Origin of the sequence: Terrabacter sp. RAF57, assembly GCF_052113925.1 — a bacterium.
In the GTDB taxonomy this organism is placed as follows: domain Bacteria; phylum Actinomycetota; class Actinomycetes; order Actinomycetales; family Dermatophilaceae; genus Terrabacter.
Window position 1 is genome coordinate 16,487 of sequence record NZ_JBFRDT010000008.1, and the last position, 20,795, is coordinate 37,281.

Sequence of the window (20,795 nt, forward strand, 5' to 3'; positions counted from 1 at the left end):
TGGCCGGTCGGGTCAGTACTCGCCCTTGATGACGAAGTAGGAGCCCCGGATCGTGCCGGCCAGCTTCGACTTCTGGCGGGCGAACTTGAACCGGGACGCGAGCTCCTCGGGGACCTCCATGCCGTCGGAGAGCTTGAAGCCGACGGCGCGCTTGCCGGCCGGGTCGATCGCGTACATGACGTTGATCGACAGGCCGGACTCGTAGAAGACGTAGGCCATCCTGAGCCCGTCGACCTCGAACGCCGTGGCCTCGATGGGCCGCGACTCGATCGTGAGGTCACGCTCCTCCGCGAGGATGCGGTGGACGTACTCGACGATCTCGCTCGCGTCTGCCGCGGGCTCGACGGTGAGGACGTGGTCGTACTTGTTCTTGTAGTAGCGCGCCTCGTTGGCCCGGAGGCCAGCCAGCGCCTCCGCGACGGGGGAGCTCTCGAGCCCCTCGGTGGACACGTCCACGAAGTCGACGACGAACGACACGGCATACCTCCTGGTCTCGGGGCTTCGTCGCCACAGTAGCGCCGCGCCCACGCGATGACCCCTCCACCGGACCGGGGCCGGTGGAGGGGCCAGGCCGAGCCCGGGCGCCGTCAGTCGGCGACCTGGAGGGCCTTGACCTCGTCGCGGGCAGCCACGATCGCGGCGTGCTGGCGGGTCACGACGGCGCGGAAGCCGGCGCTGAGGTCGGCCTTCTCGGCCTTCTCGTACTCGGAGACCGCGTGGTCCTCGCCGGTCACGGCCGCGCCGAGGACGCTGCCCGCGTCGTCGCCGGTCAGGGCGTCCTTGAGCGAGATCCAGCCGCGGTGCAGGTTCGCTGCGACCGAGCCGCTCTCGTCGACGTCGTCGCCGTACTCATGGCCCATCTCGACGATCTCGCGGTGGAAGCCGGCGCGCTGCTCGGACAGCCGCTGCAGGGTGGTGGCCCACCCGGCGCGGTCGCTGTCACGCAGCTTCTCCGCGGCTGAGGCGAATCCGCGCTCGCCGTCCTTCAGCGTCTCCACGAGGTCCTTGGCGACCTTCTCGTCATCCGACATGTGCACTCCTTCGATCAGGTTGCTGGTCCCTCGGGTCCTACCCGACGGCGTCACGACCCAACCGCGGGCGGCCCGGATCCCCCGCGCCGGGTGTGCCACGAGCCGGTGCTCGCGGTCGGCGCTTCACGCGTAGCGATCTGACGAGCACCGCTCGGCGATAGAGTCGAGGCAGCATCCGGGCGTCTGGGAGGAGGCCACGGCGATGGCATCGGAATCGGTCGAGGACGAGCGCCAGTGGGCGGCCGAGAAGCGCGACTTCGTCGCCGACCGACGTGACGAGCTGGCGGCTGAGCGCGACGCCGTCGCGGACGCGAGGGACGCGATCGCGGACGCGCGACAGGCTCGGCTGGACGAGCTGGAACGGCAGCTGGACGCCCGCGCGGCCGAGCTCGGATCCACAGGCGACAGTGTCGAATCGGCTGCTTCCCGAGCTGCCGACCGCGCCGGCCGGGCACGGGCGCTCGAGGACCGTGAGGAGATGGCCGCCTCACGCGATGCCGCCGAGGTCGACCGGGACGAGGCTGCCGAGCGACGGCTCGTGGCCACTCCGACGACCAAACTGGCCGCGGCGTTCGCCGAGGTCRCCGAGCACCTCTACGCCGCCGACTCCTTCGACGAGGTCATGTCGCGGATCGCCCAGGCCGCGGTGGGCACCATCGCGGGGTGCCGGATGGCCAGCGTCACGCTCCGGGAGGGCGGGGCCTTCCAGACCGCAGCGACCACGGCCTCGGCCGCCACGGCCGTCGACGACGCGCAGTACGAGGCACACGAGGGACCCTGCCTGGACGCGGTGGACGAGGCCGTCGTGTATGCGCGGGCCTTCCCCGACACCCGCTGGCCGACGCTGGCGTCACGCCCGGTCGACCACGGCGCCGAGTCCGCCGCCTCCTACCGCCTGGCCGCGCCGAGACTGTGGACCGACGGCGGCGGGGGCTCGCTCAACACGTACGGGGCCGAGCCGGATGCGTTCAGCGACGACGCGCGGGACATCGGGCTCATCCTGGCTGCGCACGCCGGGATGGCCGCGGGAGCAGCCCACGAACGTCGCGACCTCAAGGACCTGGCCGAGGGGCTGAACCAGGCACTCGTGTCCAGGGACGTCATCGGCCAGGCCAAGGGGATCCTCATGGAGCGGCTGAAGCTCACCCCGGAGGATGCGTTCGACGCGCTGCGACGGGCGTCCCAGCGGCTCAACGAGAAGCTCCGGTCGGTGGCTGTCACGGTGGCGCAGACGGGCGAGTTCGACAGCAGCGACGCCCTGCGGGCGGACTCGGGTGCGACCCGCCCGCCTGCGCGAGCCGGCGATGCGGGCGGGGCCTGAGCACCTGGCATACATCGGGTGACGATCACGGGTGCTGAGGGGTCAGCCGTAGCCACCCGAGCCCGGCCAGCCCCGGGCCGCGATGTACCAGATCGCCGACGTCAGCACGGCGCCGATGAGCAGCGCGAAGAGGAGACCGCCTGCCACGGGCAGGAACCAGCCGCGTGCGCGCCTGGACCGGACCGCGACGATCTTGACGACGACGGCACCGATGACGGCGCACCCGAGGATCCCGTGCACGACGGTGCGCGTGGAGACGGGCTCGCCGTCACGGAGCGTCCCGGACTCGAGGCCGAGCGCCCAGAGGCAGTGGTAGGCGACGAGGACGATGAGCACGACGGCGACCGCGCCGCAGATGCGGTGGGCGGTGCCGAGCCAGGACGGCGCTCCGATGCCGAGCCTGCCGTAGAGCCAGAGGGCACCGACGAGCTGGAGCAGCGCGAGCACCCCGATCACCACGGACAGCACGACCTTCATGTCGATCACCGTGCGGAAGCCGAACGTCGTCGTGCCGGCGAGCGTCGGGTCGTGGACCTTGCCGAAGACCCCGACGAGCAGAGCGACGACCCCGCCCACGGCGAACGCCGCCAAGGGGATCGCCAGGCTCTTCGCAGGCCTGCTGTCAGCCATGGTCTCAGGATCCTCCCTGCCCGGCCCGTGCGGGAGAGGAACGGCTCAAGACCGAGCCCGTCGCCTGAGACGGAGGGTCCCGGCGTGCGCGGGGCCGTCAGTCCGTGCCGGCTGGCCGGCTCCACGCCGAGAAGGGCGGCGCCAGCGAATCGCTCAGAGGCCGACGGCCGGTGGGTTCCCTGGAACTGCTTGGGAAGTGTCCGACCCATTGGGGGTCGTGTCCCGGTTCCAGCGATATCGGCGGGGACGTGGCCCGGGCTGGATCTAGACGGGCGACAGCACGTGCACGAGCCAGGCGAGGGCCGCGCCGTTGGCGAGGACGGTGAGCCAGAAGACCGTGCGGAAGGGCTGCTTGACCGTCTTGTGCCGGAAGACGTGTCGCGCGACGAGCGCCCCCGGCCAGCCACCCAGGAGGTCGATCGTGTGGAGCGTGGACTCCGGCGTACGCCGTTTGCCACTGACCGATGCCGCCGACTTGTCCGCGTGGTACATCGCGAAGGCGACGCCGCTCAGCAGGAGGTAGGCGACCGGTAGCCAGACCGGGAGGATGTCCCGCACCAGGAGGACCCCCAGGAGGCCGAAGAAGAGGATCGCGACGGCGACCGCCAGCAGGCTGCCGCGCGCTCGGCGGCGTCCACGCCGGTGTCCGACGCGGTTGTCTGCGGGCATCTCTTCGGCTCCTCGGCTCGGGATCGTCAGGCGGGACAGCCTGGCTCGAGGGGGAGCGGGTCGTCCTGACCGGACATTATGCGGCCCGCCCTGCCGCCCGTGGCGAGGATTCGCGAACGACGGTCGGATCGGCGGCGCGGCCGGTCAGGGGCGAGCTCTGTCAGGAGGAGTGGGCCGGGCGCACCGGATAGCGCAGGTGCGTCACACCGACGCCGGCGATGACGGTCGGGTCGCCGAGGACGGCCGGCGTCGTCGCGATGTGGTCGAAGAGTCGCACCCCGGAGCCGAGCAGCACTGCGGCGAGGTCGATCTGGAGGTAGTCGACCAGTCCCGCGTTGAGCAGCCGCTGGATCGTGTCGGCGCCGTGGACGCCCACGGACCTCTTGCCGGCGGCGTCCTTGGCCTGACGCACCGCGCTCTCGATGCCGTCCGTCACGAAGTGGACGGTGGACCCGGGCCGGGGCCACCCGTCCGGGACGTCGTGAGTGACGACGAAGGCCGGGCCCCACGCGTGGTTGCCGCCCCAGCCCTGGGCGACCTCGAAGGTGCGGCGTCCGGTGAGGACGGCCCCGAGCTGCGGCGTGAGCTCGCGGAGGCACCGGGCGCTCGGCTCGGACACCCGGAACGTCATGGGGTCCGAGCCTCCGGTGGTGAACTCGACGTCACCGGAGGCGAAGTACCAGTCGAAGACCTGCATCACGTCGTCGTCGGGACCGGCGACGAAGCCGTCGAGCGACATGGACATGATGGCGACGACGTCAGACATGGTGGTGGTTCCTCTCCACGGTGGGTGCGTGTGAACTGCTCTACTCTGGCAACGAACAGCACCGCCTCGGTCGGACAGCGAGCACCGAACGTTCTCGCGGGGGCGGGTGGGAGCCCGGTCAGGCCCAGAGCTCGACCAGCTGCTCCGCGAGGTCGACGCCCTGGTCGTAGCCTCCTCGCGCGGCAGGCAGACGCGTCGACGGGTCGAGCGCGTTGGCGCCGAAGACGTCACCCGCTCGGCCGTCCGGGAAGACGGTCTCGACCCTGCTGCCACCCGCCCGCAGCTCCGCGACCTGGCTGGCGAGGTCCATGCCCCACTCGAGCGGCATGCGCGTCCGGCCGCTGAAGGGTGACAGGACGAGGACCCGCCCGTAGCCCGCTGCCAGATCGGCGTTCTCGCTGCGCCGGTAGCCGCCGTTGAGGTAGTGGTGCTCGCCGATCCGATAGGGCGTCATCGCCGAGGTGCTGGCGGCAACGGCGTCCACGAGGTCGACACCGCTGTCCCGGTCGAAGACGACGGCCTCCCCGGTGTCCGCATCGACGGCGGCAATGAGGATGCGCTGTCGCGGCCAGTCGTGGTGGGGGAGACGGGACGCGACGATGCTGCGCCACCGCGTCGGGTCGGACGGGTTGGCCGCCTCCCGCTCCAGCGCGGCCGCGCCCATCCGACGACGCATGTCGTAGGCGTTCTCCGACGTCGCGATGATCGTGTCCGACCACTCCAGGTAGTTCGAGCCCGAGCCGTTCGATCCGCCTCGTCGGTGGGCCCCGCCACCCCGGGACGGAGGCGGGGGCACCTCAGCGAGGATGGCGGCATACAGCTCCGTGGGGCGTGTGCTGCCGGTGATCTGGGCTGCGACGGTCGACCCGGCCGAGGTCCCGACGACGAGGTCGGCCTCCGTGAGGTCGACGCCGGCATCCGAGAGCCCGGCGACGAGGCCGAGCTCCCACGCGTTGCCTGCGGCTCCCGCGCCGGCCAGCACCAGGGCGCGTTGGTCGGTGGAGGCCGATTGGCTTGTGGCATGGGCTTGCTGGGCGATCGGCCAGTTCCCGTGTTGTGGGTCTCGTGGCGTCGAGGAAGGAGTGGTGTTCATGGGAGTGCCTTTCGCGGGTTGCGTGGAGGGCCTCCCTGTGGCGACTACGTCGGTCGCGCGATCGTGGACTGCGGGGGAGCACCCAGTGCGGTTGCGGTGTTCACGGGTCTCACCTCCTGCGGACGGATCACGATCACTCGGACGCTAGCAGCCCGACGGCGCAGTGCGCATCGTCAGGCGACCCCGGGGTGTCCTGCCGCCTCCCGGGCACGTGTCGGCGGGTCAACTCGGGGAGCCCCTGCACTGGCGGTTGGGCTCTCCGTCAGCATGTGTTGACGACCTGGAGTTGTCAGCATATGCTGACAGGCATGACCAGGACCGCCACAGACCTTGCAGGCGACCTCGACAGCTCCGACCCGACAGTCGGACTGCGGGCCGTTGCCGCGCTGGGTCGGCTGCTCGACCAGCTCGAGGCCCTGCACGTGCGCAACGCCCGGGGCAAGGGCTGGTCCTGGCAAGAGATCGCCGACGCGCTCGGTGTCTCGAAGCAGACCGTCCACCGCAAGCACGCCCGGAGGTAGACCCGTGTTCGAACGCTTCGCCCAGGATGCGCGCACCGTCGTGGTTTCGGCTCGGGCCCGCTGTCGCGACCTCGGGGCCGAGGAGGTGCGCCCGGTTCACCTCCTCCTCGCGCTGACCGAGGAGGGCAGCGGGGTCACCGACGTCCTCGCCGCCCACGGTGTGACGACGACTGCCGTCGCCGAGTGCCTGGGTGTGGCGCCATCCCCGCAGTGGGTCCCGCTCGGCGAGGAGGACGCCGCGGCGCTGCGGTCCCTCGGCATCGATCTCGACTCCATTCGTGAGGCCGCCGAGCGTCGCTTCGGCCAAGGGGCACTCGACGAGCCGGCCTCAGGAGCGACCCGAGACGCGGGCCGCACCGCACCGTCGGATGAAGCCGATGACGACGACGCACGGGCCGCTCGGGGGCGGTTCGGGTGGGGTGGTCACATTCGGTTTGCGCGTGGCTCGAAGAAGGTGCTCGAGCTGTCACTGCGTGAGGCGGTCCGCGCCGGCGACCGCGAGATCCGCACCGAACACATCGCCCTCGGTCTCCTGCGCGCCGACGACGAGGCGGTCACCCTGCTGATGAAGACCATCGGCGCCGAACCGCTGGCCGTGCGCGCCGACCTCGTCGACCACGGCYGCCGCGCCGGCTGATCGGCGCTCTGCCCCGCTCTGCCCCGGCAGTGCCCACTGGTTCGCGGCACGTCACCGCGATGTTCCCTAGCCTTCATGGATGGACGTGGTGGAGCTGCCGCCGACCGGCACCTGCGAGATCAGCACTGTCGGGCGCAGGAGCGGCCGCGTCACCAGGATCGAGATCTGGTACGTCGTGGTCGACGGACAGATCGTCCTGACCGGCACTCCCGGCTCGAGGCACTGGCTGGCCAACCTGCGCGCACATCGCGAGGCGGTGCTGCACCTGCGTGAGCCGGCCGACGATCGTGCAGTCGTGGCAGACGAGGTGACGGATCCGACCATGCGGCGACACGTCACCGAAGAGGCCTGGCGCCTCCAACCGTGGTACGCAGCCCAGCCGTACTCCATGGACGAATGGGTGAGCGGCTCACCCATGGTCAGGCTGACAGCCCGTGATGAGTGACGTGTCCGCTCCCAGATCGACGGGGGATGGGGGTGAGCGACCGGGGCGACCCCGTTCATCGCTGACGGATGTGTGCGAAACGGTGTCAGACCGGGCCATTCCGGCGCTAACGTCAATAGGTCGGAAAGTCTTCGGCCCTGAGGGGGAGCCGTGCGTACTACCGGGTGGCGAGCTGTTGCATTGGTGACGGCGCCGATCGTCGGAGCGTTGTCCTTTGCCCCAATCGGTTCGGCGTCGACGCAGGTGAATCCGAAGGTGGAGCACGTGCTGCTGCTCAGCCTCGACGGGTTTCACGACGTCGATCTGATGAACTACGTCGCGGCGCATCCCACATCCGCGCTGGCGGAGGTCGTGGCACGAGGACGTCGCTACTCGAACGCGTCAGCCCAGACACCGTCGGACTCGTTTCCCGGCACGCTCGCCATGGCGACAGGCGGGTCACCGCGGTCGACCGGGGTCTACTACGACGTGTCCTGGGACAACAGCCTCTCGCCGGCAGGCTCGGACTGCAGTACGCGGGGCGCGCTCGTTCCGTTCAACCAGACGATCAACGTCAACGCCAACACGGGCGACAGCGTGGCCGACATCAACCCGGCCAAGCTGCCTCGTGACCCGGACCACGGGTGCAGCGTCGTCTACCCGCATCAGTTCCTCAAGGTGAACACGATCTACGAGGTGGCGCACGCGGCAGGGCTGCGCACGGCCGTCGCTGACAAGCACCCGAGCTACGAGATCCTGTCCGGTCCCTCCGGCACGGGTATCGACGACTTCTACGGCCCCGAGTTCAACGCGGCCAAGGCGGACATCACGAAGATCATGGCCAACGACGAGCTCAAGGTCCGGGCAGTGCTGAACGAGATCGACGGGCTCGACCACGACGGCACCGCGGTCGTCGGCGTCCCCGCCATCTTCGGCATGAACTTCCAGGCACCGAACATCGGGCAGAAGTTCTCCGGCTACGTCGACGGTGCCGGCACGATCCCCCAGAGCGTCACCACCATCGGCCCCCTCGCCGGGAGCGCCCCCGGGCTCGCGCAGGCGCTCGACTACGTGGACGGCGCGGTCGGCCGGATGCTGAGCCGGGTCGAGGCCAACGGGCTGAACGGCGACACGATGATCATCCTGACCGCCAAGCACGCCAACAGCCCGGTCGACCGCTCCACCCTGCGGTGGATAGACCCAGCCGGCTTCGCTCCGCTCATCAACAGCGTCCAGCCCGGCCTGACCGCGCAGGTGACGGCGGACACGATGGCACTCATCTGGCTCACGGATCGCACCCGAGCAGCCGACGTGGCGGCCGTGCTCGAGGCGAACGCCGCGACGGTCGGGGCCAGCACCGTCACCAGCGGTGCCGCAGTCGCGGAGCTCTTCGCCGGACAGCTCGGCGGCAACGCGAGCCGGATCCCCGACGTCGTCGTGCAGCCGGCGACCGGGGTCGTCTATGCGGCGCCGAACGCGAAGCTGGTCGACCACGGAAGCGGTAGCGCCGAAGACACTCACGTCCCCTTGGTCATCATCGAACCCGGTCGCAAGGGCGGTCGCACCCTCGTCTGTCCCGTCTCGCTGCGACAGATCGCGCCGACCGTCCTCCGCGCCCTCGGGCTCAGGGAAGACACGCTCGACGCGGTCCGACTGGAAGGCACGCAGCGGCTGACGAACGGGGACGAGTGTTGAGTTGGTCTGCCGTGGGCTGTCCGGCCCTGCCGAGGGCGTCCGGTGAGCGATGACGTACTTCTGGGTCGGCGTCGGCGTGCTGCTCGTGGCCGGCCTCGGCATGATCGTGTGGGCCTCCCAGTCGGGGCCGGACCGGTCCGGGCGTGACGTCTCGGCCCGGCGGAGCAGGCAGACGCAGATCGGTGCCCTCCTGGTGGCGGTCTCGCTCGGCGTCCTCGTGGTCGCCTATCTCACGGCCGCCTGGCCCTAGGCCGCTGCCCGCCTCGCTGGGCGGAGTTGCGAGAGCGGCGGGGGACGTAGGCTCCATCCCATGGCTGAGACTCCCCGCATCACGTACGTCCTCATCGACGGGGAGAACATCGACGCCACCCTCGGGACCTCGATCCTGGGACGGCGCCCGCGCCCCGAGGAGCGCCCGAGGTGGGAACGGCTGCTCCAGTTCGCGCAGGAGCTGTGGAACCAGCCGGCCGCCGGGCTCTTCTTCCTCGCGGCCAACAACGAGCTGCCCATGCCGTTCGTCCAGGCGCTGATGGCCATCGGCTACCGGCCCGTCCCGCTCTCCGGCGCGCCGGGCGAGAAGGTCGTCGACATCGCCATCCAGCGGACGCTCGTCGAGATCCGTCAACGCCGGGCCGACGTGCTCCTCGTCAGCAACGACGGGGACTTCGTCGACCAGGTGGGTGACCTGCTGGACGGCCGGCGGGTGGGGGTCGTCGGATTCCAGGAGTTCCGCAGCAACGCGTTCCTCGAGCTGACGGCCCAGGGTCTGGCCACCTTCGACCTCGAGTACGACGTGCAGGCCTTCCGGGAGTCGCTGCCGCGGATCCGAGTCATCGCGATCGAGGACTTCGACCCGGCCGACTTCCTCTAGATCCGCCTCGCGCCGTCACTGGTCCAGTCGGCGCCTCAGYGTGTGGGGCGCGCAGAACCGGTAGCTCTCGGTCACCAGCTCGGCGACCTCGTCCCAGTCGGTGTCGTCGTCGAGCACCATGCCGACGACGGTCGGCGACCACGGCGGCCGGTAGAACGGCGGACCTGCGTTGACCAGCGCCGACAGCTCCTCCCCGGATGAGCGGAAGGTCAGCACCGTGGTCGGCTCGGTCACGCCCGTCACGTCGCGGTATGCCGAGGTGTACCCCTCCTGGGCCACGAGGACGTGGGCGAAGGTCTTGCTCCGCACCCGCCACCGTATGCCCGTCCAGGCGTCCTCCTCGTAGGCGTCGGGCAGGGCCAGCGCAGTGGACCCGAGGCGCGCGACGACGTCACCGGAGGGCTCGATGCGCGGCGGCCTGGACACGCGCCGAGTCTGCCAGCGCACGCCGACAGGTGGTCGCTCGTCCCGGCGCGTCCCCAGCGCCACCACTAGTCTCGAGGTGTGCCCGAGTTCAGCTGGCGACCGGCCAACGACGCGACGACCGCGGACGTCGAGGCCGTGTTCGATGCCGGTGGCGCCGCCAAGTGCCGCTGCCAGGCGCTCAAGGTCCCGGGCTGGATCTGGCGCGACACGACTCAGGACGAGCGAGACGCTGCGCTCCTGGAGCAGGCCGGCTGCGGCACGAGCGGCCCGACATCCGGTCTCGTGGGCTACGTCGACGGCGAGCCGGCCGGCTGGGTCGCGGTCGAGCCTCGGGAGAACTACCCGAGGATCTGGGCCCGGCAGAAGGCGTGGATGCGCATGGACCCCGAGCTCGAGGGCGTCTGGTCGGTCACCTGCTTCGTCGTGCGCAAGGGCTTCCGGCGACAGGGACTGATGTACGAGCTCGCCGCCGCCACCGTCGAGTACGGCAGGAAGGTCGGCGCTCGCGTCCTCGAGGGCTACCCCACCGAGCCGCCGCCCGGGAAGACCGTGATCTGGGACGAGGCGTCAGTCGGGCTGCTGCAGGTCTTCCTCGACGCCGGCTACGAGGTGGAGGCGTCGCCCACCCTGCGTCGGCGGGTGGTGCGACACCGACTCGGCGCATCGGCCTGACGGTCGGCTCCGTCAGGGCCATCTCTGGCTCGAGGTGGCGTCAGCGGTCACGAGGGAAGTGCTTCCAGTTCCCTTCTGACACCACCTCGACGGTGCCATCGGCCACCTTGATCGCCGTCTGGTCGTCCATGGCATACGCAGGATGGGAGATGCCGGCCACCCACTGCTCCGCCTCGGCCATGGAGTTGCCCGGCATGCCGTCCGGAGCCAGATGGGGACAGATCGAGAAGTCGACGATGCCAAGCGTGCTGTCGTCCCCGGTCGGCGGTCTCCACTGGATGAAGTCTTCCCCGACCTCGGGGGTCATCACCATGCTCCCGGCGCTCAGCCCCACCCAGACCGTCTCGGTCAGGGATGGAAGCAGGTCCGCCAGCCCAGACTCCCGCATCCAGTAGCAGAGATAGAGAACGTCGCCCCCGGCCACCAAGAGCACGTCGGTTTCCCGGACCAGCGGCACCCAGCGCTCCTCATCGATGCTGGGGAGCGCGGTCAGCTCCAGCACGCCGACTGACTTCCAGCCCAGGTCGACCATGGGATTCTGGGAGTTTCCACTGATGAACTGCCACGCCTTGACGCCAGGACCGACCCACGGATGACCGTACTGGGCGGTCGGGATGCACAAAGCGCTCGAGTCTTCGATCGGCTTGCCCAGCAGATCGACCAAGGCATCGCAGATGCTCGAGTTCGTGACTCCGCCAGAGGTGAGGAGAAGACGCATTGCCTTGGCTCCGTAGGTCGTGCCGTCCCACAGGACAAGCGTGGTCAACCTCGGAGCGGGAAGGTCCGAGGCGTGTTCACACCGTACACACGCGACGCTGGGCAGCGTTCTTGGTTGTCGGTCCATCCGGAGGTCCTGTCGGCAGCTCCGGTGACGCCCGCGCTCGGAAGGCTGAGGTTGCGACTTTCCCGACCGCGCGCCGTCCGAGGGGAGGAAACTGCAGGGTGGAGCGCATCGAGGCACCAAGGATGGGGAGCCGCGCATGGTCAGGTCCGGAGAGGCGCCGGAGGACAGCATTGCCGTGATGTCGCGGCAGGCGCTCGTGGGGCGTCTTGCGCAGGTCAAGGAGCAGTTCCGGGCCACGAGCGACATCCTCAAGGTGTTGACGAGCTCGTCGGGAGACCCCGACAAGGTCTTCGACGCCGTCGTCGAGAACGCCCGGACGCTGCTCAACGCGGCCGTCGCGCAGATCTACCTCGTCAGGGGTGCCACGTACGTCATCGCGCGCCAGAGCGGCATGACGGAGGAACACCGCCGACTCCTCGAGCAACATCCCATCAAGCGCGACCGCGGCACCCTCGTCGGCCGCGTGACCATCGACCGCAGGATCCACCACATCACCGACGCCGTCGCCGACCCGGACTACAGCCGGTCCGACCTCCAACGGATGGCCGGCTTCCGGTCGATGATCGGCGCGCCGCTCATCGTGGGAGACGAGGTGGTGGGGGCACTCAACGTGATGCGGAACCGCGTCGCCCCCTTCGACGACGTCGACGAGCGCGTGCTCGCGACGTTCGCCGAGCAGGCGGCGCTCGCGCTACGGCACGTCGACCTGTTCGCTGCGCTCGAGAGCAGGTCGGCCGCCCTCGAGAGCAGGTCCGCCGAGCTGGCACGAAAGGTCGAGCAGCTGGAGGGTCTCGCCGACGTCGGCGCCGCGATCAGCTCGACGCTCGTCCCGGACGAGATGCTCGCCACGATCGTGTCGCATGCAGTCGAGCTGTCCGGAACCGACGGCGGTTCGCTGATGGAGTACGACGAGGCGACCCGGCTCTTCCGGGTGCGAACCGTGTACGGCACGAGCGACGACACGGTCTCTGCCCTTCGGGCCGCCGAGATCCACATCGACCGGACGTGGGTCGGCAAGGCGGCTCGGACCCGCCGGGTCCTGCAGATCCCCGACCTGGACGAGGCGCGGCTCGACGAGCACCTGGCCGTCCTGCACGCGGCCGGCTGGAAGTCGCTCGTCGCCGTCCCGCTCGCCAGCCCTGACCGGGTCGTCGGCGTCCTGGTCGTCCGGCGAAAGAGGACTGGCTCGTTCAGCGGTGAGACGTGCGACCTGCTCGACACGTTCGCCAGCCAGTCCGCGGTGGCACTGACGAACGCCCGCCTCTACCAGCAGCTCGAGCTGCAGAGCGCCGACCTGGCCGAGGCGAGCAGGCACAAGTCCGAGTTCCTCGCGAGCATGTCGCACGAGCTGCGCACCCCGCTCAACGCCGTGATCGGGTTCTCCGAGGTGCTCCTCGAGCGGATGTTCGGTGACCTCAACGAGCGGCAGGAGGACTACCTCAAGGACATCCATGATGCCGGCCGCCACCTGCTCGCGCTGCTCGGCGACATCCTCGACCTGTCGAAGATCGAGGCGGGGCGGATGGAGCTCGACCTCACCACGTTCCTCGTGGACGACGTCATCGGCCAGGCCCTCTCGCTGGTGCGCGAGCGGGCGGCACTGCACGGCATCGAGCTGACGCTCGAAGCCCAGCAGGGCCTCGGGCTCGTCACCGCCGACGAGCTGCGCCTCAAGCAGGTGCTGCTCAACCTGCTCAGCAACGCCGTCAAGTTCACGCCGGACGGGGGCTCCGTCGGGGTTCACGCACGTCGCGACGCAGGCGACCTCGTCGTGACGGTCACCGACACGGGCATCGGCATCTCGCGAGAGGACCAGGCCCGCATCTTCGACTCGTTCCAGCAGGGCAGCAGGTCTGCGTCGACGACGGAGGGCACAGGCCTCGGGCTCACGCTGAGCAAGCAGATCGTCGAGCTGCACGGGGGCGCGATGTGGGTGCGGAGCGCTCTCGGTGAAGGCAGCACGTTCGGCCTCAGGATCCCGCAGGCGGTGGTGCCTCCGAAGGTGCGAGACGAGCAGTGGCCAGCCGACGACCTCTCGCACTCCGGACCGACCGTGGTGGTCATCGAGGACGACCAGAGATCGGCCGAGCTCGTCGCGCTTCACCTTCGCGCCGCCGGACTCAACCCTGTGACCGTCGGCACCGGTGAGGCGGGACTCGAGGCCGTCCGCCACCTGTCGCCGGCTGCGGTCGTCCTCGACATCCACCTGCCGGGAATGACGGGATGGGACGTGCTGGAGACCCTGAAGGCGGACCCCTCCACGGCGTCCGTGCCCGTCGTGATCGTCAGTGTCGAACCCGAGCGCGGCCGCGGATTCGCTCTGGGCGCAACGGAGTACCTCGTCAAGCCGGTCGCCGGGGAGCACTTGCTCGCAGCCGTCAGCCGAGCGCTGCAACAGACTCGGAATCCCGTTCCGGTGGGAACCCTTCCCGAAGGTCGTAGCGTCGTCGTCGTCGACGACGACCCGCTCGCAGTCAAGCTCGTGCGAAGCACGCTGGAGCCGCTCCGCTGGACGGTCCACACGTGCTCGGGCGGCCTCGATGCCGCGGATCTGGTCCGCACGGTGAACCCGTCGGTCGTCATCATGGACCTGCTCATGCCGGAGGCGGACGGGTTCGCCGTCATCGACGAGCTGGGGGCCGACGGCACAGACAGCGGCCCACCCATCGTCGTCCTCACGGCGAAGTCGCTGACGTCAGAGGACCTGCGACGACTCGAGGGCCGGATCGCCTTCGTCGCGGGGAAGGCAGGGCTCGACCTGGCGAGCCTGGCACGGCGGCTGGCCCAGATCGCCGCTGCGGACGAGGCCGAGGCCGGGAGCGGGACCAGCCACGAGACGGGCGACGGAGGGACGTCATGAGCGACCGGCCGCTGGTCCCTCTCGCGGAGGACCGCCTCGTCGACCGACGACGAATGGGTGGCGGCCCCACAGCTGTGGTCGGGCCACCCCGCGTAGCCTGACGGGCATGAGCGACTGGAATGACAAGGTCATTGCCGAGTTCCGGGACCACGGCGGGAAGGTCGGCGGCAACTTCGCGGGCGCGCCCCTCCTCCTGCTCCACACCACCGGCGCCAAGTCGGGGGAGACGCGCGTCAACCCGATGATGTCCCAGGCCGTCGACGGAGGCTGGGCCGTCTTCGCGTCCTACGCCGGCCTCGACGTGAACCCGGCGTGGTTCCACAACCTCAAGGCCCACCCCGACGTGGCGATCGAGGTGGGCGCCGGGGGTGAGGTCGAGACGATCGACGTGCACGCGAAGGTCCTGACCCCCGACGAGCGCGAGCCGGTCTGGGAGGAGCAGAAGCGCCGCTACCCGGGCTTCGCCCAGTACGAGCAGAAGACCGACCGCGTCATCCCGGTCGTCCTCCTGGCGCGCCGCTGACGCGCCCTGACGCGGCGGCGCCGCTGAACGCCCAGCCTGACGCCCAGCCCCGGTCAGGCGGCGACCGCCGCCAGCTCGGCCAGGTCGTCGTCGGTCAGCTCGAGGTCGGCGACCGCCATGTTCTCCTCGAGGTGCGCGACCGACGACGTGCCCGGGATGAGCAGCACGTTGTCGGCGCGGGCGAGCAGCCACGCCAGGCCGACCCGGGCCGCGGGCACGCCGCGGCGCTCGGCCACGGCTTGGACGGCCGGCTGGTCCACGACCTTCGGCAGGTGCGGGAAGGCCGAGCCGAGCGGGAAGTACGGCACGTACGCGATCCCGGCCGACGTGCACGCGTCGAGGACGTCTGCGTCCGTCTGGTCGACCAGGCTGAAGGGGTTCTGCACGCACACGATCTCCGTGATCGCCTGCGCCGCAGCGAGAGCCGCAGCCGACACCGTCGAGAGGCCGACCCCGGCGATCTTGCCCTCGTCGCGCAGGGCGGCGAGCTCGGCCACCTGGTCCTCGAGCGGCACCTCACCGGCACCGGGCGCGTCGGCGTCCATCCGACGCAGGTTCACCGCCGTCAGGCGGTCGACCCCGAGAGCGCGCAGATTCGCCTCCACGTCGGCGCGCAGCTCTGCAGGCTTCTGGGCCGGCAACCACGCGCCGGCCGAGTCACGACGCGCCCCCACCTTGGAGACGAGAGCCAGGTCGGCGGCATACGGGTGGAGGGCCTCGCGGATCAGCTCGTTGCTGACGTCGGGCCCGTAGAACTGGGCGGTGTCGATGTGGTCGACGCCGAGCTCGACGGCTCGGCGCAGCACGCGGAGCGCCTCGTCGCGATCGCGCGGTGGGCCCATGACCCCGGGGCCGGGGAGCTGCATGGCGCCGAAGCCCACGCGTCGAACGGTGCGGTCTGCCAGGGGGAAGGTGTCGGTCATCCCATCGACGCTAGGTGTTGGAGTGCGCTCCAACGCAAGGCCGCCGGCCCCGTCCGATGCGCCAACCTTCGACACGCGGCTCCGGACCACGGTCGCCATTGCCATCACAACCTGCGAAATCACGCTCTCCGACAACGGATTTCGTCGAATTCAAACAGAAAGTGGGCGAACCTCGTCCTTTGCCTCACGCGCTGTGCGGCGCACTCACAACGTGAGTCACCCGCTACGCGCTCGGCACGACGCGGACCCGCTCTTCGGCAAGACCCGGCTGCGGTCCGTCACCCAGATCGGCTGCAACGGCCTGTTCGCCTGCCTCGCAACCGGACAAGCACACGTTCGCCTACTTCGACGACGTCGGCCGCCACGACGACGGCGACGACCTCGGCTGCCGACACGGCTTCCGCGTCGGGCCCGACCCAGGCGGCGACCAAGCCGGCGACGTCGGCCGGCGGCCAGCCCGTGACCTCGGAGGGCGGCGCCACGAAGTAGCCGTAGACCCCGGGCGAGGCGCTCGGCGCGCAGGATCTGCGAGCCGAGCACCTCGACCGAGGGAGGCTCGGGCGCGCTCAGCGCAGGTTGTAGAACTCGCGGTGGACGTTGGCCGGGCCGACACCAGCGCGCACGAGCCCGCGCTGGAGCGTGCTCACCATCTGCTCCGGTCCACAGAGGAAGGCCGAGAGGAGGCGAGGCTCGGCGCCCACCGTCGCGAGCACCTGCTCGACCGTGAGCCGCGGGTCGGTCTCGGTGTCGACGAGGTGGAGGTGCAGCTCCTCGTGGTGGCCGACCAGGTGCGCGACCTCGTCGGCGAGAGGCGCCGGACCTCGCGCCGTGTAGAAGAAGTCGACGCGGTGCGGCAGCTCCCCGGGCCTGACGGAGCGGAGCCAGCTGAGCATCGGCGAGACCCCGATCCCGCCCGCGACCCACACCTGGTGCTCGGTGCCCCGCGTGAAGTCGAAATGCCCCTGTGGGCTGCTGATGACGGCCGGCATGCCCGGCGCGACGAGATCGCCGATGCTCGACGTGAAGTCGCCGAGGGCGCGGACCGTGATCCGGACCTCCTTCTCCTGCGGGCCGCTGGCGATCGTGAAGGGGTGGCGGTGCCAGCGGTCGCGGGCCTCGAGGTTGACGAGGGCGAACTGGCCGGGGCGGAAGGCGAAGCGGTCACCGAGCGGACGCAGCCAGATCTCGTACGACGCGTCGTCGATGGGCGCCACCGACGACACCTCGTAGTCATGGGTCCGGGCGACACGTCGGGCCAGCAGCTCGCGGTAGAGGTAGAAGGCGAGACCGACGCCACCGACCGCGACATAGGACCACCGCAGCAGCTGCGAGCCGAAGACGGTCGCGTCCATGAGGCCGTGGACGAACCCGAGTCCCAGAAAGATCCCGGTCAGGCGATGGAAGCCGCGCCAGAGCCCGTAGCGGCCGATCCACCTGCCGACGAACCGGATCGGTGGCGCCGCCATGAAACGCTCCACGAGCGGGCGCGCCGGTCGCGGTGTGATGGAGCGCCAACGCGGGGCGATGGCCCACACGGTGAGGGTCGCGAGCCCGACGATGCCGATCGTGCCCATGGTCGGACCGAGCTGGGTGGGGTTGGGGTTGCCCGTCGACGCGATGTGCACGCCGATGAGGGCCGTGCCCGCCATCGCGACCCGGCGGTGCCACACCGCGGCCTTGTCGACGCCGTCGAAGAACTGCTCGACCCAGCGCAGTGTGCTGATGAGGACGAGGCCGACCGACAGGAGCAGGACCCCCTCCGCGCCGATGAGCTGACCGATGAACTGGCCCGCGTCGCCGACTGGTCGGGCCAGCAGCCAGAGCAGCGCGAAGGCGACGACGAGGGCGCCGATCGTCGCCGGCCCGACGAGGCGGGTGACGAGGTGCGCGCCGCGGTAGGGGCGTCGCTGGCGCAGCTGGGTCTCGAGGGCCATCGGGGTCTCGGCTTTCGGCGGCACGCGGCGATGCGTGCGGGGACATGGCGTCGGCCTGTGTCGCGCTCCCCGAGCAGGCCATCCCCAGACACGTACCCCGTCCGCCAGTGGCCGCGTCCGGCCGGTCGTCGAGACTTCACCGGCTCGTCGGCGCGATCTTCCACGCCGTTCACGGGATCCGAAGGGTTCTCCCAGACTCCGCCGAAAGTGTGGAGCGGTCTCAGCTCACCCACCCCGGGCACTCACCCCGGGGCCCACGAGAGGCTTCTCCGTGCACACTCCCACCATCGTCAAGGCGGGGCTCGTCGGCACCCTCGCCGCAGCCGCCGCCTTCGCCCTCGGCGGCTCCTCCGCCGACGCCCACGGCGGCCTGCCCGTCGTGGGCGTGCCGCACGCCAACCCGAAGTTCGGCGTGCAGAACAACGTCCTCACCCCGTCGGCCAGCCAGACGTCCGTCGCCTGGGGCAACCTGCCGCTGACGAACCCCGACACCGCCAACGGCGTGACCCACTACGGCTTCAACACCCTCGACGGTGCGCCTCTGACGCAGACGAAGAACGAGGCCCACAAGACCGAGCCCGACAAGAACGTCTACCTCGTCCTCGGCGGCAGGCACTACCTCTACCAGGGCCACGAGATCGGTCCGCGCGGCTACGTCACGCGCATCAACCTCGACGAGACCGATCCCCTCAAGCGGGTCACGTTGATCTCCGACACCGACGTCGCGGGCAACGCCTACCCGACGATCGACGGCATCACCTGGGACCCGTTCACCCGCCAGCTCCTCCTCACGGCCGAGTCGAGCGCCCCCAAGGGCGGCGTGTTCGCCGTCAGTCTCGACGCGAGCGGCGACCCGGTCGACGGAGGCAGGGCGACGCGGCTCGCGGCGCTGGGCTCCGGTGGCTTCGAGGGCATCCAGAACGACGCTGCCGGCAACGTCTGGATGCTCGAGGACATCGGCGGTGCCGGGGCGAGCGGCGGCAAGGTGCCCAACAGCTTCGTCTACCGCTTCGTGCCGAACGACAAGAGCGACCTCACCCGGGGCGGCACCCTCCAGGCGTTGCAGATCAGGCGCGCCGACGGCACGCCGGCCACGACGTCGCAGCTCCAGTCCAACCCGTCGGACCCGTTCATCGGTGCGCTGCACACGTACGGCTCGTCCTTCGCGACGGCGTGGGTCACCATCCACACCGGCACGACCGAGGCGTTCGACGCCACCGCCGCCGCCAAGGCAGCGAACGCGACGCCGCTCAAGCGCCCCGAGAACGGCGTCTTCCGGCCCGGCACGGGATTCAAGGAGTTCTACTTCACCGAGACGGGTGACACGAGCACCTCGAGCACCCTCCCCGGCGCGTACGGCGGCGTCTTCCGCATCTCGCAGGCGAGCTCGACCTCCGACACCGGTCGCATCTCGATCGCCGCGCTCGGCGACGTCGAGCACACCGGCTTCGACAACATCACCTTCGCGACGAAGGACGACCTGCTCGTCGTCGAGGACGCCGGCGACGGCCTGCACACCCAGCGCAACGCGCTCGACTCCGGCTACGTCTTCAACCTCGCCGAAGGCCGCGAGCAGGAGGGGGCGTATGCCGCCGGGCGGGGTCGCGCTCCGAGGCCGGTCCGCTTCCTGGCGGAAGGCCGCGACGCGTCCGCGACGTTCGACTCGATGAGCGGCCCGTCGTACAACGACGGCGACAACGAGATCACCGGCATCCACGTCTCCGACGGCGACCCGACGGTCGGCGGTCTCCTCGGCGCCAAGCTGCCCCAGCCCACGACGTCGACCTCCTGGCGGACGTTCTGGACCCAGCAGCACGGCGACAACACGACGTGGGAGATCAGCTGGAACGGCGACCGCCAGAACTGACGGGCCGCTCACCGATCGCCCGGTTGAGGTATCGCCGCCGCAGAATCTGCGGCGCGCCTACCTCAACCGGGCGGCGGCGCGGCGTCAGATGCCCTTCGCGGCCTCGATGAGGGTGTTGGCGGCGAAGCGCAGCCCCTCGAGCTGGTCGAGCTCCTGGTCCTCGTGCTCGATGTTGACGGGCATGTCGGGGTCGACCTTGTGCAGGGCGCGGAGGAACTCGGTCCAGTAGGCCGTGTCGTGCCCGCGGCCGACGGCGACGAAGTCCCACGAGGGGCTCTCGGGCCAGCCGCTCAGGGTCGTGCCGCCACCCAGCGGAAGGTAGCCGGGCTCGCCCTGGGCGACGCGGTAGAAGGAGTCGTCGATGACGCCGTTGACCTTCGCGGCGTCGTTGATGCGCGTGTCCTTGGCCGCGGCGACGAAGACGAGCTCGCCGAGGTCGGCCACGGCGAGGACGGGGTCGATGCCCTGCCAGAAGAGGTGGCTCGGGTCCATCTCGGCGCCGACGTGGGTCGCTCCGGTCTCCTCGACGAGGCGGTGCAGGGTGCGCGGGTTGAAGACGATGTTGCCCGGGTGCATCTCGATGGCGACGCGGACGTCCGCCGCGGCGGCCCGGGCCTGGATGTCCTTCCAGTAGGGCACGGCGACGCTCCACTGGTGGTCCTGCACGTCGAGGAAGGGGCTCCACCACGGGAGCGGGTTCCACACGGGGACAGAGGTGCCCGGCTCGCCGCCCGGAGCTCCGGACATCGTGATGACGCGCGGGACGCCGAGGAGCGCGGCGAGCTCGATCGAGTCGATGAGGTCCTGAGAGTGCGGGAAGCCGGCGGCCGGGTGCAGCGGGTTGCCGTTGCAGTTGAGGGCGGTCAGGGTCAGGCCGCGCGAGCTGAACTCGCCGAGGTAGTCCTGCCTGGCCTGCTCGCTCGCCCGGAGGTCGTCGACGGGCAGGTGGATGGGCGGCAGGAAGCCGCCGGAGTTGATCTCGACGCTCGTGAGCCCGAGGCTCGCGATCATGTCGAGGGCCTCGCCGAGGGGCTTGTCGCCGAGGCAGGCGTTGTAGGCGCCGAGCTGCATGGTCGAACCTTTCGAAA

Annotated in this window: 22 protein-coding genes; 11 read left to right on the plus strand and 11 right to left on the minus strand. The window is 70.3% G+C overall.

What is annotated here, in order from left to right; all coding sequences use genetic code 11:
- Positions 1-12 precede the first annotated feature (12 nt).
- Both AB4Y83_RS11380 and AB4Y83_RS11385 read right to left on the minus strand, forming a co-directional pair.
- Positions 13-477 (minus strand): phage tail protein, encoded by a 465-nt coding sequence (locus tag AB4Y83_RS11380; RefSeq protein ID WP_442274333.1) that lies wholly within the window; start codon positions 475-477, stop codon positions 13-15.
- A gap of 110 nt (positions 478-587) precedes the next feature.
- Positions 588-1,031: a ferritin-like domain-containing protein gene (locus tag AB4Y83_RS11385; protein WP_442296943.1), complete on the minus strand. Its 444-nt coding sequence runs from the start codon at positions 1,029-1,031 to the stop codon at positions 588-590.
- Between the two features lie 202 nt (positions 1,032-1,233).
- On the opposite strand from AB4Y83_RS11385, the gene AB4Y83_RS11390 reads away from it, so the two are divergent.
- Positions 1,234-2,352, plus strand: coding sequence for an ANTAR domain-containing protein (locus AB4Y83_RS11390; protein WP_442296944.1), 1,119 nt, complete (start codon positions 1,234-1,236; stop codon positions 2,350-2,352).
- A gap of 42 nt (positions 2,353-2,394) precedes the next feature.
- Here AB4Y83_RS11390 and AB4Y83_RS11395 read toward each other — a convergent pair whose 3' ends face one another.
- The 4 genes from AB4Y83_RS11395 to AB4Y83_RS11410 form a co-directional block, all read right to left on the minus strand.
- Positions 2,395-2,982: a DUF6529 family protein gene (locus tag AB4Y83_RS11395; RefSeq protein ID WP_442296945.1), complete on the minus strand. Its 588-nt coding sequence runs from the start codon at positions 2,980-2,982 to the stop codon at positions 2,395-2,397.
- Between the two features lie 264 nt (positions 2,983-3,246).
- On the minus strand, positions 3,247-3,651 hold the full coding sequence (locus tag AB4Y83_RS11400; RefSeq protein WP_442296946.1) for a DUF1294 domain-containing protein: 405 nt from the start codon (positions 3,649-3,651) through the stop codon (positions 3,247-3,249).
- A 160-nt stretch (positions 3,652-3,811) separates the two neighbouring features.
- Positions 3,812-4,417, minus strand: a complete 606-nt coding sequence (locus AB4Y83_RS11405; RefSeq protein ID WP_442296947.1) for a dihydrofolate reductase family protein — start codon at positions 4,415-4,417, stop codon at positions 3,812-3,814.
- A 118-nt stretch (positions 4,418-4,535) separates the two neighbouring features.
- Positions 4,536-5,399 (minus strand): patatin-like phospholipase family protein, encoded by an 864-nt coding sequence (locus AB4Y83_RS11410; protein WP_442296948.1) that lies wholly within the window; start codon positions 5,397-5,399, stop codon positions 4,536-4,538.
- A 419-nt stretch (positions 5,400-5,818) separates the two neighbouring features.
- Between AB4Y83_RS11410 and AB4Y83_RS11415 the strand changes: the two genes are divergently transcribed.
- The 6 genes from AB4Y83_RS11415 (at position 5,819) to AB4Y83_RS11440 (ending at position 9,658) form a co-directional block, all read left to right on the plus strand.
- Positions 5,819-6,031, plus strand: coding sequence for a helix-turn-helix domain-containing protein (locus tag AB4Y83_RS11415; protein WP_442274226.1), 213 nt, complete (start codon positions 5,819-5,821; stop codon positions 6,029-6,031).
- Positions 6,032-6,035: 4 nt separating this feature from the next.
- Positions 6,036-6,668 carry a Clp protease N-terminal domain-containing protein gene (locus tag AB4Y83_RS11420; protein WP_442296949.1) on the plus strand — a complete coding sequence of 211 codons (633 nt, stop codon included), beginning with the start codon at positions 6,036-6,038 and terminating at the stop codon, positions 6,666-6,668.
- A gap of 79 nt (positions 6,669-6,747) precedes the next feature.
- Positions 6,748-7,113 (plus strand): nitroreductase/quinone reductase family protein, encoded by a 366-nt coding sequence (locus AB4Y83_RS11425; protein ID WP_442296950.1) that lies wholly within the window; start codon positions 6,748-6,750, stop codon positions 7,111-7,113.
- A gap of 264 nt (positions 7,114-7,377) precedes the next feature.
- A complete protein-coding gene (locus tag AB4Y83_RS11430; RefSeq protein ID WP_442296951.1) occupies positions 7,378-8,787 on the plus strand; it encodes an alkaline phosphatase family protein in 1,410 nt (469 codons plus the stop codon).
- A 49-nt stretch (positions 8,788-8,836) separates the two neighbouring features.
- The gene (locus AB4Y83_RS11435; RefSeq protein WP_442274230.1) at positions 8,837-9,037 is read left to right on the plus strand and encodes a hypothetical protein; all 201 of its coding nucleotides are present in this window, start codon (positions 8,837-8,839) and stop codon (positions 9,035-9,037) included.
- A gap of 60 nt (positions 9,038-9,097) precedes the next feature.
- Positions 9,098-9,658, plus strand: coding sequence for an NYN domain-containing protein (locus AB4Y83_RS11440; RefSeq protein WP_442274231.1), 561 nt, complete (start codon positions 9,098-9,100; stop codon positions 9,656-9,658).
- A 15-nt stretch (positions 9,659-9,673) separates the two neighbouring features.
- Here the strand turns inward: AB4Y83_RS11440 and AB4Y83_RS11445 are convergent, their stop codons facing one another.
- The gene (locus tag AB4Y83_RS11445; protein WP_442274232.1) at positions 9,674-10,084 is read right to left on the minus strand and encodes an MmcQ/YjbR family DNA-binding protein; all 411 of its coding nucleotides are present in this window, start codon (positions 10,082-10,084) and stop codon (positions 9,674-9,676) included.
- A 78-nt stretch (positions 10,085-10,162) separates the two neighbouring features.
- Here AB4Y83_RS11445 and AB4Y83_RS11450 point away from each other — a divergent pair, with 78 nt between their 5' ends.
- On the plus strand, positions 10,163-10,756 hold the full coding sequence (locus tag AB4Y83_RS11450; protein ID WP_442274233.1) for a GNAT family N-acetyltransferase: 594 nt from the start codon (positions 10,163-10,165) through the stop codon (positions 10,754-10,756).
- 40 nt (positions 10,757-10,796) lie between these two features.
- On the opposite strand, the gene AB4Y83_RS11455 is transcribed toward AB4Y83_RS11450, so the two are convergent.
- A complete protein-coding gene (locus AB4Y83_RS11455) occupies positions 10,797-11,474 on the minus strand; it encodes a Type 1 glutamine amidotransferase-like domain-containing protein (RefSeq protein WP_442297019.1) in 678 nt (225 codons plus the stop codon).
- Positions 11,475-11,736: 262 nt separating this feature from the next.
- Here AB4Y83_RS11455 and AB4Y83_RS11460 point away from each other — a divergent pair, with 262 nt between their 5' ends.
- Both AB4Y83_RS11460 and AB4Y83_RS11465 read left to right on the plus strand, forming a co-directional pair.
- Positions 11,737-14,460, plus strand: coding sequence for a GAF domain-containing protein (locus tag AB4Y83_RS11460; RefSeq protein WP_442296952.1), 2,724 nt, complete (start codon positions 11,737-11,739; stop codon positions 14,458-14,460).
- 106 nt (positions 14,461-14,566) lie between these two features.
- Complete coding sequence (locus AB4Y83_RS11465) at positions 14,567-14,983, plus strand: nitroreductase/quinone reductase family protein (protein ID WP_442296953.1); 417 nt, start codon at positions 14,567-14,569, stop codon at positions 14,981-14,983.
- Positions 14,984-15,036: 53 nt separating this feature from the next.
- Here AB4Y83_RS11465 and AB4Y83_RS11470 read toward each other — a convergent pair whose 3' ends face one another.
- The gene (locus AB4Y83_RS11470; protein WP_442274236.1) at positions 15,037-15,906 is read right to left on the minus strand and encodes an oxidoreductase; all 870 of its coding nucleotides are present in this window, start codon (positions 15,904-15,906) and stop codon (positions 15,037-15,039) included.
- A gap of 566 nt (positions 15,907-16,472) precedes the next feature.
- The gene (locus AB4Y83_RS11475; RefSeq protein WP_442274237.1) at positions 16,473-17,864 is read right to left on the minus strand and encodes a ferredoxin reductase family protein; all 1,392 of its coding nucleotides are present in this window, start codon (positions 17,862-17,864) and stop codon (positions 16,473-16,475) included.
- Positions 17,865-18,111: 247 nt separating this feature from the next.
- On the opposite strand from AB4Y83_RS11475, the gene AB4Y83_RS11480 reads away from it, so the two are divergent.
- Positions 18,112-19,707, plus strand: a complete 1,596-nt coding sequence (locus AB4Y83_RS11480; RefSeq protein ID WP_442296954.1) for an alkaline phosphatase PhoX — start codon at positions 18,112-18,114, stop codon at positions 19,705-19,707.
- Positions 19,708-19,791: 84 nt separating this feature from the next.
- Here the strand turns inward: AB4Y83_RS11480 and AB4Y83_RS11485 are convergent, their stop codons facing one another.
- Positions 19,792-20,778, minus strand: coding sequence for a sugar phosphate isomerase/epimerase family protein (locus tag AB4Y83_RS11485; RefSeq protein WP_442296955.1), 987 nt, complete (start codon positions 20,776-20,778; stop codon positions 19,792-19,794).
- Between the last annotated feature and the right edge of the window lie 17 nt (positions 20,779-20,795).

Coding starts and splice junctions, on each gene's coding strand:
- AB4Y83_RS11385 (WP_442296943.1), bottom strand. CDS start 1,031: ATGTCGGATGACGAGAAGGTCGCCAAGGACCTCGTGGAGACGCTGAAG.
- AB4Y83_RS11395 (WP_442296945.1), bottom strand. CDS start 2,982: ATGGCTGACAGCAGGCCTGCGAAGAGCCTGGCGATCCCCTTGGCGGCG.
- AB4Y83_RS11400 (WP_442296946.1), bottom strand. CDS start 3,651: ATGCCCGCAGACAACCGCGTCGGACACCGGCGTGGACGCCGCCGAGCG.
- AB4Y83_RS11405 (WP_442296947.1), bottom strand. CDS start 4,417: ATGTCTGACGTCGTCGCCATCATGTCCATGTCGCTCGACGGCTTCGTC.
- AB4Y83_RS11415 (WP_442274226.1), top strand. CDS start 5,819: ATGACCAGGACCGCCACAGACCTTGCAGGCGACCTCGACAGCTCCGAC.
- AB4Y83_RS11425 (WP_442296950.1), top strand. CDS start 6,748: ATGGACGTGGTGGAGCTGCCGCCGACCGGCACCTGCGAGATCAGCACT.
- AB4Y83_RS11435 (WP_442274230.1), top strand. CDS start 8,837: ATGACGTACTTCTGGGTCGGCGTCGGCGTGCTGCTCGTGGCCGGCCTC.
- AB4Y83_RS11440 (WP_442274231.1), top strand. CDS start 9,098: ATGGCTGAGACTCCCCGCATCACGTACGTCCTCATCGACGGGGAGAAC.
- AB4Y83_RS11455 (WP_442297019.1), bottom strand. CDS start 11,474: ATGCGTCTTCTCCTCACCTCTGGCGGAGTCACGAACTCGAGCATCTGC.
- AB4Y83_RS11460 (WP_442296952.1), top strand. CDS start 11,737: ATGGTCAGGTCCGGAGAGGCGCCGGAGGACAGCATTGCCGTGATGTCG.
- AB4Y83_RS11465 (WP_442296953.1), top strand. CDS start 14,567: ATGAGCGACTGGAATGACAAGGTCATTGCCGAGTTCCGGGACCACGGC.
- AB4Y83_RS11470 (WP_442274236.1), bottom strand. CDS start 15,906: ATGACCGACACCTTCCCCCTGGCAGACCGCACCGTTCGACGCGTGGGC.
- AB4Y83_RS11485 (WP_442296955.1), bottom strand. CDS start 20,778: ATGCAGCTCGGCGCCTACAACGCCTGCCTCGGCGACAAGCCCCTCGGC.